Annotated in this window: 17 protein-coding genes; 11 read left to right on the top strand and 6 right to left on the bottom strand. The window is 67.6% G+C overall.

The annotated features are described in order from the left end of the window. Nucleotides 1–148 precede the first annotated feature (148 nt). Complete coding sequence (locus ABZO33_RS07645) at nt 149–799, top strand: TIGR04211 family SH3 domain-containing protein (protein ID WP_414535526.1); 651 nt, start codon at nt 149–151, stop codon at nt 797–799. A 117-nt stretch (nt 800–916) separates the two neighbouring features. Continuing rightward, nucleotides 917–1927, top strand: a complete 1011-nt coding sequence (locus tag ABZO33_RS07640) for a zinc-binding alcohol dehydrogenase family protein (protein ID WP_414535525.1) — start codon at nt 917–919, stop codon at nt 1925–1927. Between the two features lie 47 nt (nt 1928–1974). Here ABZO33_RS07640 and ABZO33_RS07635 read toward each other — a convergent pair whose 3' ends face one another. Together ABZO33_RS07635 and ABZO33_RS07630 are read right to left on the bottom strand one after the other, a co-directional pair. After that, on the bottom strand, nt 1975–2880 hold the full coding sequence (locus tag ABZO33_RS07635; protein WP_414535524.1) for a LysR family transcriptional regulator: 906 nt from the start codon (nt 2878–2880) through the stop codon (nt 1975–1977). Continuing rightward, entirely contained in the window at nt 2877–3056 is a 180-nt protein-coding gene (locus tag ABZO33_RS07630; protein ID WP_414535523.1) for a hypothetical protein, read from the bottom strand. Before ABZO33_RS07630 ends, ABZO33_RS07635 begins: the two co-directional genes overlap by 4 nt. Nucleotides 3057–3251: 195 nt before the next feature. On the opposite strand from ABZO33_RS07630, the gene ABZO33_RS07625 reads away from it, so the two are divergent. The 6 genes from ABZO33_RS07625 to ABZO33_RS07600 all read left to right on the top strand — a co-directional run bounded on the left by ABZO33_RS07625 (nt 3252) and on the right by ABZO33_RS07600 (nt 10364). Further along, entirely contained in the window at nt 3252–4472 is a 1221-nt protein-coding gene (locus ABZO33_RS07625) for a M20/M25/M40 family metallo-hydrolase (RefSeq protein WP_414535522.1), read from the top strand. 6 nt (nt 4473–4478) lie between these two features. Continuing rightward, the gene (glcD, locus tag ABZO33_RS07620; protein WP_414535521.1) at nt 4479–5978 is read left to right on the top strand and encodes a glycolate oxidase subunit GlcD; all 1500 of its coding nucleotides are present in this window, start codon (nt 4479–4481) and stop codon (nt 5976–5978) included. Beyond that, entirely contained in the window at nt 5978–7024 is a 1047-nt protein-coding gene (gene glcE, locus ABZO33_RS07615) for a glycolate oxidase subunit GlcE (RefSeq protein ID WP_414535520.1), read from the top strand. Before glcD ends, glcE begins: the two co-directional genes overlap by 1 nt. Nucleotides 7025–7033: 9 nt before the next feature. Beyond that, entirely contained in the window at nt 7034–8272 is a 1239-nt protein-coding gene (gene glcF / locus ABZO33_RS07610) for a glycolate oxidase subunit GlcF (protein WP_414535519.1), read from the top strand. A gap of 213 nt (nt 8273–8485) precedes the next feature. Then, nucleotides 8486–8824, top strand: a complete 339-nt coding sequence (locus tag ABZO33_RS07605; RefSeq protein WP_414535518.1) for a hypothetical protein — start codon at nt 8486–8488, stop codon at nt 8822–8824. A 106-nt stretch (nt 8825–8930) separates the two neighbouring features. Beyond that, nucleotides 8931–10364 (top strand): PLP-dependent aminotransferase family protein, encoded by a 1434-nt coding sequence (locus ABZO33_RS07600; RefSeq protein ID WP_414535517.1) that lies wholly within the window; start codon nt 8931–8933, stop codon nt 10362–10364. On the opposite strand, the gene ABZO33_RS07595 is transcribed toward ABZO33_RS07600, so the two are convergent. Together ABZO33_RS07595 and ABZO33_RS07590 are read right to left on the bottom strand one after the other, a co-directional pair. Further along, nucleotides 10357–11550, bottom strand: a complete 1194-nt coding sequence (locus ABZO33_RS07595; RefSeq protein WP_414535516.1) for a cyanate transporter — start codon at nt 11548–11550, stop codon at nt 10357–10359. The genes ABZO33_RS07600 and ABZO33_RS07595 overlap by 8 nt on opposite strands. Next, nucleotides 11547–12005: a nucleoside deaminase gene (locus ABZO33_RS07590; RefSeq protein ID WP_414535515.1), complete on the bottom strand. Its 459-nt coding sequence runs from the start codon at nt 12003–12005 to the stop codon at nt 11547–11549. Before ABZO33_RS07590 ends, ABZO33_RS07595 begins: the two co-directional genes overlap by 4 nt. A 198-nt stretch (nt 12006–12203) precedes the next feature. Between ABZO33_RS07590 and ABZO33_RS07585 the strand changes: the two genes are divergently transcribed. Beyond that, nucleotides 12204–12641: a carboxymuconolactone decarboxylase family protein gene (locus tag ABZO33_RS07585; protein ID WP_038705936.1), complete on the top strand. Its 438-nt coding sequence runs from the start codon at nt 12204–12206 to the stop codon at nt 12639–12641. Between the two features lie 50 nt (nt 12642–12691). On the opposite strand, the gene argE is transcribed toward ABZO33_RS07585, so the two are convergent. Together argE and ABZO33_RS07575 are read right to left on the bottom strand one after the other, a co-directional pair. Then, entirely contained in the window at nt 12692–13852 is a 1161-nt protein-coding gene (gene argE, locus ABZO33_RS07580; RefSeq protein ID WP_414535514.1) for an acetylornithine deacetylase, read from the bottom strand. Then, a complete protein-coding gene (locus ABZO33_RS07575) occupies nt 13845–14522 on the bottom strand; it encodes a DUF1028 domain-containing protein (RefSeq protein ID WP_414535513.1) in 678 nt (225 codons plus the stop codon). Before ABZO33_RS07575 ends, argE begins: the two co-directional genes overlap by 8 nt. Before the next feature lie 366 nt (nt 14523–14888). On the opposite strand from ABZO33_RS07575, the gene ABZO33_RS07570 reads away from it, so the two are divergent. Beyond that, nucleotides 14889–16205, top strand: coding sequence for a flavin-containing monooxygenase (locus ABZO33_RS07570; RefSeq protein ID WP_414535512.1), 1317 nt, complete (start codon nt 14889–14891; stop codon nt 16203–16205). After that, nucleotides 16205–16621 (top strand): RidA family protein, encoded by a 417-nt coding sequence (locus tag ABZO33_RS07565; protein ID WP_414535511.1) that lies wholly within the window; start codon nt 16205–16207, stop codon nt 16619–16621. Before ABZO33_RS07570 ends, ABZO33_RS07565 begins: the two co-directional genes overlap by 1 nt. Nucleotides 16622–16658: the final 37 nt, after the last annotated feature.

Below are 16658 nucleotides of genomic sequence, written 5' to 3'. Positions count from 1 at the left end.
GCTTTTCGCAATATTTTGCAGATATTTCCTGTGTCAGGTGGTGAACCTGCCTACAAAAAAACGGTCTTTCGCTGACGGTCAATCCACCCGACCGGATCGCCGGCCCAGTCATCGGGCCTTCATTCGTCCTGTTTCAGCGAAGACCAGCATGCCAGACATCCAGCCCGCTTCCCCTGCCCTCACCGCCCTGCGCGGTGGCCTGATCGCCGCCCTGATCGCCCTCGCCGCCCCGGCCCACGCCGAGGAGCCGGCCACTGATGCACGTTGGGTCAGTGACAGCCTGAACACTTACGTACGCAGCGGCCCCACCGATGGCCATCGCATCGTCGGCACGCTCAAGTCCGGGCAGAAGGTCACCCTGGTCACCAGCCAGGGCAACTACAGCCAGGTACGCGGGCAGAGCGGCGACCTGGTGTGGATCCTCACCAGTGACCTGCAGGCGGTGCCCGGCCAGATTGAGCGCCTGCCGCAGCTCGACGCCCAGGTGGCCGAACTGTCCGGCCAGCTCAAGACCATCGACGACAGCTGGAAAAACCGCGTGCAGGGCATGCAGGAGACCCTCGACTCGCGCAAGGCGCTGATCGACGAACTGGAAACCCGCAACAAGGCACTCAACGAGCAGCTCGAGCAGAGCCAGTCGAGCCTGCGCGACACCCAGGCGCGCCTGGGTGACGAGAACAAGCAGGTGATGATGCGCTACATGGTGTATGGCGGCAGCATCGCCGGGGCCGGGCTGCTGGCGGGGCTGATCCTGCCGGCGCTGACCCGTGGGCGCAAACGCAACGATCGCTGGTTCTGACCCTCATGGCCGCTACATTTTCAAGAAAATGCTGAAACTGTTCCTGTGATTGCGATGTTTTTGCGATAAATCTTGCAGGCTATGGTTGCCCCTCTACCACTCAGGGACCCAGATGCCATGAAAGCCATCGTCTTCACCCAACACGGCCTGCCACTGACCGACCCGGCCTCGCTCTACGACAGCGAGCTGCCCGCCCCTGCCCCCGGCCCACGCGATTTGCTGGTGGAGGTCCGCGCCATCGCGGTCAACCCGGTCGACACCAAGGTCCGCGCCGGCAGCGGCAGCACCGGCCAACCCAAGGTGCTGGGCTGGGACGCGGTCGGCGTGGTGCGCGCCATCGGTGAACAGGTGACCCTGTTCCAGCCCGGCGACGAGGTCTTCTATGCCGGTGCCATCGACCGCCCGGGCAGCTACAGCGAACTGCACCTGGTCGATGAACGTATCGTCGGCCACAAGCCACTCAGCCTGGACAATGCCAGCGCCGCCGCCCTGCCGCTGACCTCGATCACCGCCTGGGAGCTGCTGTTCGACCGCCTTGGGGTGCGCGAAGGCGGCGGCGAAGGGCAAAGCCTGCTGATCGTCGGCGCCAGCGGTGGCGTGGGTTCGATCCTCACCCAACTGGCGCGCCAGCTCACCAACCTCACCGTGATCGGCACCGCCTCGCGCCCCGAGACCCAGGCCTGGGTACGTCAACTCGGTGCCCACCAGGTGATCGATCACAATCAGCCGCTGGCGCCCCAGCTGGACGCCGTGGGCATTGGCCAGGTGGACCTGGTGATCAGCCTGACCCACACCGACCGCCACTTCGCGCAGTTGGTCGAGGTGCTGCGCCCACAAGGCCGCCTGGCACTGATCGACGACCCGGCCAGCCTCGACGTGGTGCCGCTCAAACGCAAGTCGCTGTCGTTGCACTGGGAGCTGATGTTCACCCGTTCGCTGTACCAGACCGCCGACATGATCAAGCAGCACGAACTGCTGGAACGAATCGCCAGGCTGGTCGATGAAGGCGTGATCAAGACCACGCTGGGCGAGCATTTCGGCGCGATCAACGCGGCCAACCTGCGCCGCGCCCACGCCTTGATCGAAAGCGGCAAGGCAAAGGGCAAGGTTGTACTGGAAGGTTTCTAGTCCGATAGAGGCCCTGTAGGCGCGATGACGCACCTGCAGGCGCCTTGCTAGCCCAACTGGGCAAACTTCTCCCGCAGGAAGCCCCGCAACCGCTGGATCGCCGGCGACACTGCCTGGCGGTGCACGCACACCAGTTGCAGTGGCGCCGCCTGGCCGCATTCCGCTGGAAACAGCTCCACCAGCCGCCCGGCCCGCACATCGGCCAGCACATCCAGCCGCGACTTGTAGACGATCCCCTGCCCCGCCACCGCCCAGCGGCGGACCACATCGGCGTCGTCACTGCTGCGGTCGCCCGAAACGCTCACCGTCCTGACCCCGTCCGGCAAGTGGAAGCCCCAGCGTTCGTGGGTCTGCTCGCCCATCACATAGCGCAGGCAGTTGTGCCCGGCCAGTTCCTCCGGTGTGCGCGGCGTGCCATGGCGGGCGATGTAGCTCGGCGCGGCGCACAGCGTGCGGCGGTTGTCCGGAGCCAGGGGCAGGGCCACCAGGCCCGAATCGGCCAACTGACCATAGCGGATACTGGCATCCAGGCGATCCCCAACCATGTCCGCCACCTGGTCGCTCAGGCGCAGCTGCAGGCTGATGCCCGGGTGCTGCCGCTGGAACTCGTCGAGCCAGGGCAGCAGCACATTGCGCCCCAGGTCCGAGGGCATCGACAGGCGCAGTACCCCGCCGATCTCTTCACGCCCCTGCTCCAGGGCCATTTCGCCCTCCACCAGAGCCTCGAGCACCTGCCGCGCATGGGGCAGGTAGCGCTGGCCTTCATCGGACAGACGCAGACGCCGGGTCGAACGCACCAGCAGGCGGAACCCCAGGCTGCGTTCCAGGCGCTGCACCGCGCCGCTGGCCAGGGCCGGCGAGATGTCCAGCTGGCGCGCCGCCGCGGAGAAACTGCCGGTTTCCACGGTGCTGACGAACACCTGCAGATCGTCCATGCGCACGAGCTTCTTCATGCTGGCACCTCGTTGGCCAGGCGCAGGGGCGAACGCAGCTTGCCGCTGGCGAGGCTGAAATTGCCCAGGGCATAGACCGGCCGCCCGGCCAGCAGGTTGGCGATCTCGAACACCGACTGCGAGGCCAGCGCCATCACCTGAAAACCTTCGTACGACAGATAACCGACCCGATGCATGGGCACACTCCGGAGCATGTCTCAAATTCGTACTGTATGGGTCATTTCCGTCACCGGTAAAGCCTGGCCTTCCCCCAACCCTCGGAGTCGCAACCATGTCTGGCGCATCGTTACGGGCTGTAGCTGCAACGGCTCGGGCGGCCATTCATCGGGTAGGGTCTACGCTGAAGGGTTCATGACAACGAGACCCTGCCCATGCATCTGCGACTTTGCACTCTGGCCCTTGCCCTCGCCTGCACCACCGCCCAGGCCGCCGAGCCCACGCCCCAGGACCTGCTCCAGCAGGCCCAGGCCGAACAGCCGCACTACCTGGAAACCCTCAAGACCCTGGTTTCGGTAGACACCGGCACCGGTACAGAGGCGGGCCTGAAACAGGTCGGCACCGAGCTGGTGAAGCGTCTCCAGGCCCTCGGCGCCAAGGTCACCACCCAACCGGCCACGCCGTCGGTGGGCGACAACATCGTCGGCACATTCAAGGGCACCGGCAGCAAGGATTTCCTGCTGATGGTCCACTACGACACGGTGTTCGGCCCCGGTACCGTGGCCAAGCGTCCGTTCCGTATCGAAGGCGAACGCGCCTATGGCCCTGGCGTGGCCGATGCCAAGGGCGGCGTGGCGATGATCCTGCATGCGCTGAAGCTGCTGCAGGACCAGCAGTACAAGGGCTATCGCACCCTCACCGTGCTGTTCAACCCGGATGAGGAAATGGGCTCGGCAGGCTCCAGGCAGCTTATCGCCGAGCTGGCGCGCCAGCACGACTTCGTCTTTTCCTACGAGCCACCGGACAAGGATGCGGTGACCGTCGCCACCAACGGCATCAACCGCCTGAAACTCACGGTGAACGGCCGCGCCTCCCACGCCGGCTCCGCGCCGGAGGCCGGGCGCAATGCGCTGATCGAGCTGGCGCACCAGTTGCTGCAATTGAATGCCCTCGGCGACAAGGACAAGGGCACCACCGTCAACTGGACCCTTGCCAAGGCCGGAGAGAAGGCCAACATCATCCCTGCCCTGGCCAGCGCCGAGGCCGACATGCGTTATTCCGACCTGAGCGAGACCGAGCGGGTGCAGGAGGATGCCTTGCGGATCATCAAGCAGCAGTTGGTCGCCGATACCCAGGTCGAACTGGTCATGGAAAAAGGCCGCCCGCCACTGGCGAAGAACGAGGCCTCGACGCAGCTGGCACAAACTGCGCGACAGCTGTACAGCAAGGTCGACCGACAACTGCAGCCAATCGCCATGCGCTTCGGTACCGACGCCGGCTACGCCTACGTGCCCGACAGCGACAAGCCGGCTGTGCTGGAGACCCTGGGCGTGGTCGGCGCCGGCCTGCATGGCGACGACGAGTACATGGAGATCGCCAGCGTGGCGCCGCGCTTGTACCTGACGGTGGCGATGATCCGCCATCTGGCGCAGTAGGCCTGCATGAGCATTCTCTACGACGAACGTGTCGATGGACCGCTGCCAGGCGTGGACAAGTCGGCACTGCTGGACGCGCTGCGTGAAGCCCTGCCCGACCTGGACATCCTGCACCGCAGCGAAGACCTCAAGCCCTATGAATGCGACGGCCTCTCGGCCTACCGCACACTGCCCCTGCTGGTGGCACTGCCCGAACGCTTGGAACAGGTACAGGCACTGCTGCGGCTCTGCCACCAGCGCGGTGTGCCGGTGGTGGCACGGGGCGCCGGCACCGGCCTGTCGGGCGGCGCGTTGCCACTGAGCCAGGGCATCCTGCTGGTCATGGCGCGCTTCAAGCGCATCCTCGAAGTCAACCCGCAGGGCCGCTTCGCCAGGGTCCAGCCTGGCGTGCGCAACCTGGCGATTTCCCAGGCGGCGGCCCCCCACGGCTTGTACTACGCGCCGGATCCCTCCTCGCAGATCGCCTGCTCGATCGGTGGCAATGTCGCCGAGAACGCCGGCGGCGTGCACTGCCTGAAGTACGGGCTGACCGTGCACAACCTGCTGAAAGTGGAGATCCTCACCGTCGAAGGCGAGCGCCTGATCCTCGGCAGCGACGCCCTGGACAGTCCCGGCTTCGACCTGCTGGCGCTGTTCACCGGCTCCGAGGGCATGCTCGGCATCGTCACCGAGGTCACCGTCAAGCTGCTGCCCAGGCCACAAGTGGCGCGGGTGCTGCTGGCCAGCTTCGCCAGCGTCGAGGGCGCCGGGCGCGCGGTGGCCGATATCATCGCCGCCGGGATCATCCCCGCAGGCCTTGAGATGATGGACAACCTGGCAATCCGCGCCGCCGAGGCGTTCATCCACGCCGGCTACCCGGTGGATGCGGCGGCGATCCTGCTGTGCGAACTGGACGGGGTCGAGGCCGATGTGCACGACGACTGCGCCCGCGTCGATGCCGTGCTGCGCCAGGCCGGTGCCCGCGAGGTGCGCCTGGCCTGCGACGAAGCCGAGCGCGTGCGCTTCTGGGCCGGGCGCAAGAACGCCTTCCCGGCGGTGGGGCGCATTTCGCCGGACTACTACTGCATGGACGGCACCATCCCGCGGCGCGAGCTGCCGCGGGTGCTCGCTGGCATCAGCCAACTGTCCGAGACATACGGCCTGCGGGTCGCCAACGTGTTCCATGCCGGCGACGGCAACATGCACCCGCTGATCCTGTTCGACGCCAACCTGCACGGCGAGCTGGAGCGCGCCGAAGCCCTCGGTGGCCGGATCCTCGAGCTGTGCGTGGCGGTGGGCGGCAGCATCACCGGCGAGCACGGCGTGGGCCGGGAGAAGATCAACCAGATGTGCGCCCAGTTCAACAGCGACGAGATCAGCCTGTTCCACGCGGTCAAGGCCGCCTTCGACCCACGGGGCCTGCTCAACCCGGGCAAGAACATCCCCACCCTGCAGCGCTGCGCCGAGTTCGGCGCGCTGCATGTGCACCATGGGCAGTTGCCCTTCCCCGACCTGGAGCGCTTCTGATGGGCACGGATCTCAGCCAGCAACTGCTGGAGCAGGTCAGCCAGGCGTTGCGCCAGGGCACCGCGTTGCGCATCCAGGGCGGCAACAGCAAGGCCATGCTCGGCCGCCCGGTGGCGGGCGATCTGGTCGACACCCGTGGGCACCGTGGCATCGTCAGCTACGCCCCCACCGAACTGGTGCTCACCGCCCGCGCCGGCACGCCGCTGCGGGAGATCGAGGCGACGCTGCGCGAGGCCGGGCAGATGCTGCCTTGCGAGCCGCCGCACCTGGGGCCCGAGGCGACACTGGGCGGCATGGTCGCCGCCGGGCTTTCGGGGCCACGCCGGCCCTGGGCAGGCGCGGTGCGCGACTATGTACTGGGCACCCGGGTGATCACCGGTCACGGCAAGCATCTGCGCTTCGGCGGCGAGGTGATGAAGAATGTCGCCGGTTACGACGTATCGCGGCTGATGGCGGGCAGCTTCGGTTGCCTGGGGCTGCTCACCGAGGTTTCGTTGAAGGTGTTGCCCAGGCCGCGCCAGTGCCTGGGCCTGCGCCTGGAAATGGATGCCCGCCAGGCGCTGGCCAGGCTGGCCGAATGGGGCCAGCAGCCATTGCCGATCAGCGCCGCGAGCCACGACGGCGAGGCGCTGCACCTGCGCCTGGAGGGCGGCGAAGGCTCGGTGCGCTCGGCCCGCGAGCGCCTGGGCGGTGAGGTACTCGACCCGCGCTACTGGAGCGACCTGCGCGAGCAACGCCTGGCGTTCTTCAGCGCGCCGGCCACGTTGTGGCGGCTGTCCCTGCCCATCACCTGCGGCGTGCTCGACCTGCCCGGGCAGCAGCTGATCGACTGGGGCGGCGCCCAGCGTTGGCTCAAGTCCGAGGCGCCTGCGGCCAGCCTGCGCGCCCTGGTGGCCGAAGCCGGCGGCCATGCCACCGCCTACACGCCCGGCGACGACAGCAGCGCGCCGCTGGACCCGATGACGTTGCGCTACCACCAGGCGCTGAAGCGCCAACTCGACCCCCAGGGCATCTTCAACCCTGGCCGCCTGTATGCACACTTGTGAGGCCGCGGCATGCAAACCCGACTGAGTGACTCCGCCCGCCACCTGGCCCGCGCCGACGAGGCCGAGCGCATCCTGCGGTCTTGCGTGCACTGCGGCTTCTGCACCGCCACCTGCCCAACTTACCAGCTGCTCGGCGACGAGCTGGACGGCCCACGTGGGCGCATCTACCTGATCAAGCAGGTGCTCGAAGGCGAACCGATCAGCGCCAGCACCCAGACGCACCTGGACCGTTGCCTGAGCTGTCGCAATTGCGAGACCAGTTGCCCCTCCGGGGTGCAGTACCACAACCTGCTCGACATCGGCCGCGCCGTGGTCGACCGCCAGGTGCCGCGGCCTCTGGCCCAGCGCCTGCTGCGCAGTGGCTTGCGTGCGGTAGTGCCGAGGCCGGCGCTTTTCAGGGCCCTGCTGCACAGCGGCCTTGCCCTGCGCCCCCTGCTCCCGGCCAACCTCAAGGCCAAGCTGCCGCTGCGGATCGCCGCCGCCGGGCAGCGCCCGTCAGCGGGGCACGCCCGCCGCGTGTTGCTGCTTGAAGGTTGTGTGCAGCAGGCGCTCTCACCCAATACCAACGCCGCCACCGCACGCCTGCTCGACCGCCTCGGCATCAGTGTCGAACCGATAGCCGAGGCCGGTTGCTGCGGCGCCGTGGATTATCACCTGGATGCCCAGGCGCGCGGCCTGGAGCGTGCCCGACGCAACATCGACGCCTGGTGGCCGGCCATCGAGGCCGGCGCCGAGGCCATCGTGCAGACCGCCAGCGGCTGCGGCGCATTCGTGCGCGACTATGGCCACCTGCTCGAAGGTGACCCGCGTTACGCCGCCAAGGCCGCCAAGGTCAGCGCGCTGTCCCGTGACCTGGTGCAGGTGCTGCAGGCCGAGCCGCTCGAACATCTGGGGCTGTGCGCCGAGCAGCGCCTGGCCTTCCACTGCCCGTGCACCTTGCAGCACGCCCTCAAGCTCGGCGGCGTGGTGGAGGGCCTGCTGACGCGCCTGGGCTTTCACCTCACCGCGGTGCCCGATGGTCACCTGTGCTGCGGCTCGGCCGGCACCTACTCGCTGACCCAGCCGACGCTGGCACGGCAACTGCGCGATGAGCGTATCAATGCCCTGGAGAGCGGCAACCCACAGGTCATTGCCACGGCCAACATCGGTTGCCAGGTGCACCTTGGAAGCGCCGGGCGAACACCGGTGCGGCACTGGATCGAGATCGTCGAGGCAGCGCTCGATGCCAAGCGCACTGCAACGCTGTAGTCCGTCTGACTGGGCATGAACGGCCTCGGCAACAGGTGCTGGAGCTGACGCGGATCAAGGCGATGTTCAACCTCCTGCCTGTATTTTCGGAACCCTCCTACCGAAAGCAAGGACGCTTCTTGATTGTTGCCACATCCGCGGCGAAACATCATCCGACCTGGAGACGTTACGGCCGCCCTGGCGCGGCCAACCCCATCCAGACGAGGCCATGCCATGCCCACACACGACCGCCCTACCCGCGAACTGCGCCATACCCTGCGCCAGTTGCTGGCCCATGAAGTCAGCAACCCCGACGACAACCCGCACCTGTCCGGTGTGCGCTTCTTCTGCGCCACCGACGAGCACACCCGCCAACTGATCGAGCGCGTCGAACTGCTCGCCAGCGAGGCCTTCTTCGACACCAAGGGCCGCGCCATCCCCGCCCGCATGCGTGAGGCGACGGTGGATGGCGTGTGCATCAGGCAGAAACGCAAGGCCTGCGACGACGAAACGGTGATCCGCATCGCGCTGCCCGAAAAAGGCTACATCACCATCAGTACCGCCCGCCTGTGAACACCCGCTGCCCGCAGGCGCGGACCTGGCTCGCGCCTGCGGCCCTTGCGGCTTTGCCGATAAACCCCGAAGCTTCTACATCCCTGCGCTTCGGACCCTTCCCACGATGGAACTGCACATCCGCCTCGATGGCCGCAAAGGCCTTGCCGAGCAGCTCTACCGGCAACTGCGCGCCGGCATCGACAGCGGCCACCTCGCCGCCGGCACGCAACTGCCGCCCACCCGCCTGCTGGCCGAACAGCTGGGGGTCTCGCGCAAGACCGTGGCCGAAGCCTATTCACGCCTGACCTACGACAACCTGCTCAGCGGCGTGGTTGGCCGTGGCACCTTTATCACCCCACGCCACACCTTGCGCCAGGGCGACAGCGAGCACATCCCGCTGGCCGCCGCCGACACCCTCGAACGCTGGCGCCAGCGCGCCACGGTACTGGCCCAGCGGGCGCTGGACGCGCCTTCGCGCTATGACTTCATCGGCGGCGCCTCGAGCAAGTCGCAGTTTCCCTACGATCAGTGGCGCAGCTGCATGAACTACGCCCTGCGCCGCAGCCAGCGCCACCCCGAGCGGCAGTTTTCCGCCCAGGGCCTGCCCGAGTTGCGCGAGGCCATCACCCATCACATCGCCTTCACCCGCGGCATCCAGTGCGCGCCCAGCGATGTGCTGGTGTGCAACGGCGCCCAGCAAGCCCTGGACCTGATTGCCCGGGTGCTGGTCGAGCCCGGCTGCAAGGTGGCCATGGAAGACCCGGGCTACCCACCGGCCCGGCAGTTGTTCCAAGCCTTGGGCGCACGCCTGCAGTCAGTGCCGGTGGACGACCAGGGATTGTGCGTGGAGCAGATCGAGGATGGCACCCGGCTGATCTACGTGACCCCCTCGCACCAGTTCCCGCTGGGCATGCCCATGGCCGCGCCACGGCGCGAGGCGCTACTGGCGCGGGCCGCCGAGCTGGGTGCGCTGATCATCGAGGATGACTACGACTGCGAGTTCCGCTACCAGGGGCCTGCCGCCGAGGCCCTGCAACGCATGGACCGGCATGGCCTGGTGGCGTATGTCGGGACGTTCTCCAAGACCCTGCTGTCCGAACTGCGCCTGGGCTACGCGGTGCTGCCGCCCGCCGTGCTGCAGGCCGCCTGCGTGGCCAAGCACCTGAGCGACTGGCACAGCCCGACCCTGCAACAATGGGCGCTGGCGCGGTTCCTTGGCGAAGGCCACCTGAACAAGCACATCCGCCGTTGCCACGAGGTGTACAGCGCACGCCGCGAGCGGATCCTGGCGCGGCTTGGCGGCGACCTGGCGCCGTGGTTCGACGCGGTGCCGACCAGCGCCGGCTTCCACCTGAGCGCACTGGCCAAGCCGGGAGTGAATGTCGAGTTGCTGATCAACCTGGCGCGCAAGGTGGAGGTGGGCCTCTACTCCCTGGCGCCGTTCTTCAGCGAAGCCCCGGTGCGACCGGGGCTGCTGCTGGGCTTTGGCGCCATCGAGCTGCTGGATATCGACCCGGCGCTGGACCGCGTCGCCGACACCCTGCAGCGCCTCAGTTGACCAGCGCTTCAGCGGGCTGCTGGCCACGGGCAATCGCCCTGGCGTAGCTCTTCGGCGCGAAGCACGCGGTCACCAGCAACATCGCCAGCACGGTGCAGGCCAGCAAGGTCCAGGAGGCCTGGAAGTCGCCGCTGACATCGCGCAGCCAGCCGGTGATGTACGGCACGATGCCAGTGACAATGAAGCCCACGCCCTGGACGAACGCCGCCAGGCTGCCGGCTTCGCCGGGGCTGCGCAGGTGCTCCAGGGTCAGCGTCAGGCTGAGGCTGAAACAGGCCCCCAGGCCCAGGCCGATCATCGCCACCCACAGGCCCATGGCGCTGGCCGGCGCCAGCAGCAGGCCGAGGAAGCCCCCGAGCTGGATCAGCAAGGCCAGCCACAGGCCGGGCCGCCGATCGACCAGGCGCCGCAGCAGCAATGGCAGGCCCAGGGCACCGCAGACCTGGAAAATGGTCATCAGGCCGACCAGCTCACCGCCCCCCTGGGCCGTGCCGCCGTGCTCCAGGTGATAGGCCGGCAGCCACGCCACCATGCTGGTATAGCCGCCATTGATCAGCCCGAAATACAACGCCAGCAGCCAGGCCCGGCGGTTGCCGAACCAGTGCCCGCCACTGCCGGCAGCCAGGCTTGGCGTGTGCTGGCGCGGACGCAGCAGCACCCAGGCGGCCATTGCCAGCAGCGCCGGCAGCGCCCAGAGGCCCAGGCCGAACTGCCAATGGCCGAAGTGTGCGGCAAGCGCAGGGCCGAGCACCGCGGCCAAACCACCGCCGCTCATCAACGCCGCCGAATACAGCCCCATGCTCGCCGCCAGGCGGCGGGGGAACCAGCGGTTGACCAGCCCCGGCATCATGCCCTGCACCACGGCAACGCCCAAGCCGGCGACCACGGCGCTGGCGATCAACGCCCAGGCGCTGTCCAGCTGCAGGCGCCACAGGCAGGCCAGGGCAATGGCCGCAAGCCCCGCGAGCATGCCGCCATGCTCGCTCAACCAGCGCCGCAGCCAGGGTTGCAACAACGGCACCAGGCCCATGCACAGCACCGGCAGCGCGGTCAGCAACGCCGCCTGCTGGTAACCCAGGCCGGTGCCCTGGCGCATGGGTTCGAGCAAAGGGCCAATGCTGGTGAGGATCGGCCGCAGGTTCAGGGCCAACAGCACCACCAGCAACAGGTTCAGCGCGCCCCTCATCCTTGGCTGGCCTGCTGCCATTCACGGTACAGGCCGCTCTCCCCCGTGGGTTTCAGTGGGCGCAAGGGCAGGCTCTGCTGCTGCGGCGGGCGGGCCATCTGCGCATACACCGCGGCGGTGGACAGGCCATAGGGCCCGCCTTCGTCGTTGTCGTAGGCGAACCAGGCACGCTCGATGCCACACAGGTGCATGGCTGCCAGGCACATCGGGCACGGGTGGCCGCTGGCATAGATCTCGGCGCCTTCCAGGCGCGGCCTGCCAAGGACCTGGGCGGCCTGGCGGATGGCCTGCATCTCGGCGTGGCTGGTCGGGTCCTGGGTGCTGTGGATCTCATTGACGGCGCGGGCGATCACCTGCCCCTGGTAGACCAGCACGGCGCCGAACGGGCGGCCGCCGGCCTGGATATTGGCGCGGGCCAGTTCGAGGGCCTCGCGCATGTAGCGATCTGCGGACATGAAACGGTTCTCCGGTATTGACCCGGCCATTATCCCGGCTGCGACGCCCCGACAGAAATGAAGAGATTGGATGCCTGTCAGTGGCCATCCAAATGCGCGATTGGCCTCCTGGCAAAGCGCGGGATTGGCTATTCGGCACGGCACGACTGGGCGCTAAGGTAGTGCCACTTGCCACCTGCACACCTTTGGAGCCTCACCATGCATGACCGTATCGAATGGGCCAAACACTCGCCGGAAGCCTACAAGGCCATGATCGGCCTCGAACAGGCGCTGGTTGCCTCGGGCCTGGAACACTCGCTGCTCGAGCTGATCCGCCTGCGCGCCTCGCAGGTCAATGGCTGCGCCTACTGCGTCAACATGCACGCCAATGATGCGCGCAAGGCCGGTGAAACCGAGGCGCGCCTGCAGACCTTGAGCGTCTGGCGCGAGACCCGCTACTTCACCCCACGCGAACGTGCCGCCCTGGCCTGGGTGGAGAGCCTGACCCGCCTGCCTGAGCGCGGCGCGCCGCAAGACGAGTACCAGGCGTTGCTCGAGCACTTCAGTGCCAAGGAAATCGCCAACCTGACCTTGGCCATCGCCACCATCAATGCCTGGAACCGCTTCGGCGTGGGCTTTGCGATGGTGCCGGCGTAACAATCGACAGGGTCCCCGCCCCGGCTGGGGCGGGTGTGCACCGCGATCGATCATGCCTGCGCCAGGTACTCGACCAAGCGCCGCAGCATCGCATCACAGCCGCGCAACTGCTCGACGCTGACGAACTCATCGGGCTTGTGCCCCTGCTCCATGCTCCCCGGCCCGCAAACCACGGTGGGAATCCCCGCCTGGTCGAACAACCCGCCCTCGGTGCCGAACGCCACCGTGCCGAAGTCATCCGAGCCACTGAGCAACGCCACCAGTTGCGCGGCCTCGCTGGCGGCAGGCGTGGCCAGCCCCGGGTAGGCGCTCAACGGCCGCAAGCGAATCGCGCTGGCCGCATTGACGGCGCGCATGCGCGGCAGCAGCTCGGCCTCGGCATAGGTCTGCAGTTGGTCCGCCACCACCTGGGCCTCGAAGCCCGGCAAGGCGCGTACTTCGAAATCGAATTCGCATTCCTCGGGGACGATGTTGAGCGCCCTCCCGCCCTTGATCACCCCGGTCTGCACCGTGGAGAACGGTGGGTCGAAACGCCCATCATGATGCTCGGGATGCGCCAGCTCATCACCGATCTCGCCCAGTTTGCCGATCAACCGCGCCGCATACTCGATGGCATTGACACCATAGGGGGCATAGGCCGAATGGCAGGCAGCACCGTGCACCTCGCAGCGCATGGCCAGCTTGCCCTTGTGCCCGAGCACCGGCTTGAGCTCGGTGGGCTCGCCGATCAGGCAAAGGCGCGGCTTGTGCGGGCGCCGTGCCAACGCCGCCAACATCGAACGCACGCCCAGGCAGCCGACTTCCTCGTCATAGGAGAATGCCAGGTGCACCGGCATCTTCAGGGGTTGGGCGAGAAACGCCGGCACCGCCGCCAGTACCGAGGCGATGAAGCCCTTCATGTCGGCCGTGCCGCGGCCATACAGGCGCCCGTCGCGCTCGCTCAGGCGAAACGGCTCGACACTCCAGGCCTGGCCGTCGACCGGCACCACATCGGTGTGCCCGGACAACACCACACCGCCCCGGTCAAGCGGGCCTATCGTGGCGAACAGGTTGGCCTTGGTGCCTTCGTCGTTGTGGAACAGCTCGCTGTGAACGCCAAACCCGGCGAGATAATCGCGAATGAAGGCGATCAGCTCCAGGTTGGAATCACGGCTGACCGTGGCGAAGCCGACCAGCCGATCCAGCAGCGCTCGGCTGCTGGCCTCACTCATCGCCGGGCACTCCGTAGCTGGGCGCGGCGGTCGGGTTCAGCGCGCGGGTCACGTAGTCCTGCATCTGTGGGCGATAGGCTTGCCACAGGGTGTCCAGTTCAGCGATCGGGTCCTGCTCGCTCCAGTCCACTCGCAAATCAACCAGCGGCCAGGTCAGCTCGCCGGCGATCTTCAGCGCCGCCGAGTGCACCGGCCCCGCCTCGCCCCCGGCCGTCATGGCCGCGTGCATGGCCGCCAGCAGGCGGTCGGCCAGGTGGCCACCAGCCTGCTCGAACGCCGTGACCATGGCCGCGATCACCGCCTGCGACGACAACAGGTTGCCGGCCGCCGCGCATTGCTCACCGGCCACCGCATGGTGCGTGCCCAGCGCCTCCTTGCCGGTGAACAGCGCCACCTGCCCGTGGCTGTCGATCACCGTGACCTGGCGGTACTCGCTCCAGCCATTGGCACTGAGCACCCGGTCCAGCGCCGCGGCGGGCGGCAGCTGGCCTTGTTCCAGGGCATCGAGGATCTGCGGGCCGAGGGCCGGCAGGGTGATGTTCTGCGTGGCCACGGCACCGACCCCGGCGCGCACCCACGGGCAACGGGCGCCGACGGCGATGCTCGATGAACTGATGGCGATGCCGACCTGGCCGGTTTCCTGGCAGCGGCCGATGATGGAGAAGGTCATGGTGCAGCTCCTGTGTTGAGTTACCGGCATTCTCGGCGGGCCAAGGCAGCGGCGAAACCAACATTTTCCTCGGTACAGGGCAGGAAAAAACTATGGCGGCGCCAAGTAGACCCCGTGGGAGCGGGCTTGCCCCGCGATGAGGTCGGCCAAAGCCCTCTTCGATGGCCTCGCGGGCACTATCGCGGGGCAAGCCCGCTCCCACGCATCACATAAAACCCGGTCGAGCCCTTCCCACCCTTCGCCAATTTATCGGCAAGCCCCAGCTAAATACTATTTTCGCGATTTCCCGCCCATCCCTAGTCTGGCCCCAGGCAAAGGCGGTCCCCACCGACCTGAACAAGAACGCCGCTGAAGAAGGGCTGGGACATGACACTGAACAACATCGAAATCGACACCCTCGTCGTCGGCGCCGGCCAGGCCGGCGTGGCCATGAGCGAACACCTGAGCAAGCTCGGCGTGCCGCACCTGGTGCTGGAGCGCAAGCGCATCGCCGAGGCCTGGCGCAGCGGGCGCTGGGATTCGCTGGTGGCCAACGGGCCGGTCTGGCACGACCGCTTCCCGGGCCTGGAATTCGACCTCGACGCCGACGCCTTCGCCGGCAAGGACCAGGTCGCCGACTACTTCGAGCAGTACGTACGCAAATACAACCTGCCGGTACGCACCGGCGTCGAGGTCAAGCAGGTGGTGCGCAACGCCGACCGCCCGGGCTTCACCATCGAAACCAACCAGGGCGTGATCCGTGCCAACCGCGTGGTGGCCGCCACCGGCCCGTTCCAGCGCCCGGTGATCCCGGCCATTGCGCCAAAGGACGACGGCCTGCATCAGATCCACTCCGCCGCCTACTACAACCCCGAGCAACTGCCGGCAGGCGCGGTGCTGGTGGTCGGCGCCGGCTCCTCCGGCGTGCAGATCGCCGAGGAGCTGATGCGCGCCGGGCGCCAGGTGTACCTGTCGGTGGGCGCCCACGACCGCCCACCGCGCAGCTACCGCAACCGTGATTTCTGCTGGTGGCTGGGCGTGCTCGGCGAATGGGATGCCGAGATCGCCAAGCCCGGCCGCGAGCACGTGACCATTGCGGTGTCCGGCGCCCGTGGCGGCCACACCGTCGATTTCCGCGCCCTCGCCCACCAGGGCATGACCCTGGTCGGCCTGACCCAGTCGTTCGAGGGCGGCGTGGCGCGCTTCCAGGACAACCTGGCCGAGAACATCAACCGCGGCGACGAGAACTACCTGGCCCTGCTGGACGCCGCCGACGCCTATGTCGAACGCAACGGCCTGGACCTTCCGCTGGAGCCCGAAGCGCGCAGGCGCCTGCCCGACCCGGCCTGCGTCAGCAACCCGCTGCGCGAGCTGGACCTGGCCCAGGCCAACGTCACCACCATCATCTGGGCCACCGGCTACGGCGTGGACTTCAGCTGGCTGCAGGTGGACGCCTTCGACGCCAACGGCAAGCCGCAGCACCAGCGTGGCGTGTCGAAAGAACCAGGCGTGTATTTCCTCGGCCTGCCCTGGCTGTCGCGCCGCGGCTCGTCATTCATCTGGGGCGTGTGGCACGACGCCAAGCACGTCGCCGGTCACATCGCCACCCAGCGCACCTACCTGGCCTACCGCGACCGCGAACAGCGCACGGCGGATGAGCAGCAACCCTCGATCAGCAACGTCAGCACCTTCGGAGCCCACTGATGCCCACTCACACTCGCATCCGCATGTTCAACACCAAGGCCACCTACCCCAACCAGACCCTGGACAACGACCTGTGCCAGGCGGTGCGCGCCGGCAACACCATCTACGTGCGCGGGCAGGTCGGCACCGATTTCGAAGGCCGCCTGGTAGGCCTGGGCAACCCGCAGGCGCAGGCCGAACAGGCAATGAAGAACGTCAAGCAGTTGCTTGAAGAGGCAGGCTCGGACCTGTCGCATATCGTCAAGACCACCACCTACATCACCGACCCACGCTTCCGCGAACCGGTGTACAAGGAAGTGGGCAAGTGGCTCAAGGGCGTGTTCCCGATTTCCACCGGGTTGGTGGTGGCGGGGTTGGCGCAGGCCGAGTGGCTGATGGAGATCGATGTGATCGCGGTGGTGCCGGATCAGGTGTGACGCGCTAAAAAAACGCGGGGCAAGCCCGCTCCTACCT

The organism is Pseudomonas sp. CAM1A, assembly GCF_047501685.1.
Classification (GTDB): Bacteria; Pseudomonadota; Gammaproteobacteria; order Pseudomonadales; family Pseudomonadaceae; genus Aquipseudomonas.
Note: the sequence above shows the minus strand (reverse complement) of the source record. Positions and strands in the feature narration are given on the sequence as shown.

Excerpts from the sequence above, each read along its gene's own strand:
- ABZO33_RS07605 (WP_414535518.1), top strand. The coding sequence starts at position 8,486 with ATGCCCACACACGACCGCCCTACCCGCGAACTGCGCCATACCCTGCGC.
- ABZO33_RS07630 (WP_414535523.1), bottom strand. The coding sequence starts at position 3,056 with ATGCATCGGGTCGGTTATCTGTCGTACGAAGGTTTTCAGGTGATGGCG.
- glcE (WP_414535520.1), top strand. The coding sequence starts at position 5,978 with ATGGGCACGGATCTCAGCCAGCAACTGCTGGAGCAGGTCAGCCAGGCG.
- ABZO33_RS07595 (WP_414535516.1), bottom strand. The coding sequence starts at position 11,550 with ATGAGGGGCGCGCTGAACCTGTTGCTGGTGGTGCTGTTGGCCCTGAAC.
- ABZO33_RS07575 (WP_414535513.1), bottom strand. The coding sequence starts at position 14,522 with ATGACCTTCTCCATCATCGGCCGCTGCCAGGAAACCGGCCAGGTCGGC.
- glcD (WP_414535521.1), top strand. The coding sequence starts at position 4,479 with ATGAGCATTCTCTACGACGAACGTGTCGATGGACCGCTGCCAGGCGTG.
- ABZO33_RS07600 (WP_414535517.1), top strand. The coding sequence starts at position 8,931 with ATGGAACTGCACATCCGCCTCGATGGCCGCAAAGGCCTTGCCGAGCAG.
- ABZO33_RS07590 (WP_414535515.1), bottom strand. The coding sequence starts at position 12,005 with ATGTCCGCAGATCGCTACATGCGCGAGGCCCTCGAACTGGCCCGCGCC.
- ABZO33_RS07635 (WP_414535524.1), bottom strand. The coding sequence starts at position 2,880 with ATGAAGAAGCTCGTGCGCATGGACGATCTGCAGGTGTTCGTCAGCACC.
- ABZO33_RS07640 (WP_414535525.1), top strand. The coding sequence starts at position 917 with ATGAAAGCCATCGTCTTCACCCAACACGGCCTGCCACTGACCGACCCG.
- glcF (WP_414535519.1), top strand. The coding sequence starts at position 7,034 with ATGCAAACCCGACTGAGTGACTCCGCCCGCCACCTGGCCCGCGCCGAC.
- argE (WP_414535514.1), bottom strand. The coding sequence starts at position 13,852 with ATGAGTGAGGCCAGCAGCCGAGCGCTGCTGGATCGGCTGGTCGGCTTC.
- ABZO33_RS07570 (WP_414535512.1), top strand. The coding sequence starts at position 14,889 with ATGACACTGAACAACATCGAAATCGACACCCTCGTCGTCGGCGCCGGC.
- ABZO33_RS07645 (WP_414535526.1), top strand. The coding sequence starts at position 149 with ATGCCAGACATCCAGCCCGCTTCCCCTGCCCTCACCGCCCTGCGCGGT.
- ABZO33_RS07565 (WP_414535511.1), top strand. The coding sequence starts at position 16,205 with ATGCCCACTCACACTCGCATCCGCATGTTCAACACCAAGGCCACCTAC.
- ABZO33_RS07625 (WP_414535522.1), top strand. The coding sequence starts at position 3,252 with ATGCATCTGCGACTTTGCACTCTGGCCCTTGCCCTCGCCTGCACCACC.
- ABZO33_RS07585 (WP_038705936.1), top strand. The coding sequence starts at position 12,204 with ATGCATGACCGTATCGAATGGGCCAAACACTCGCCGGAAGCCTACAAG.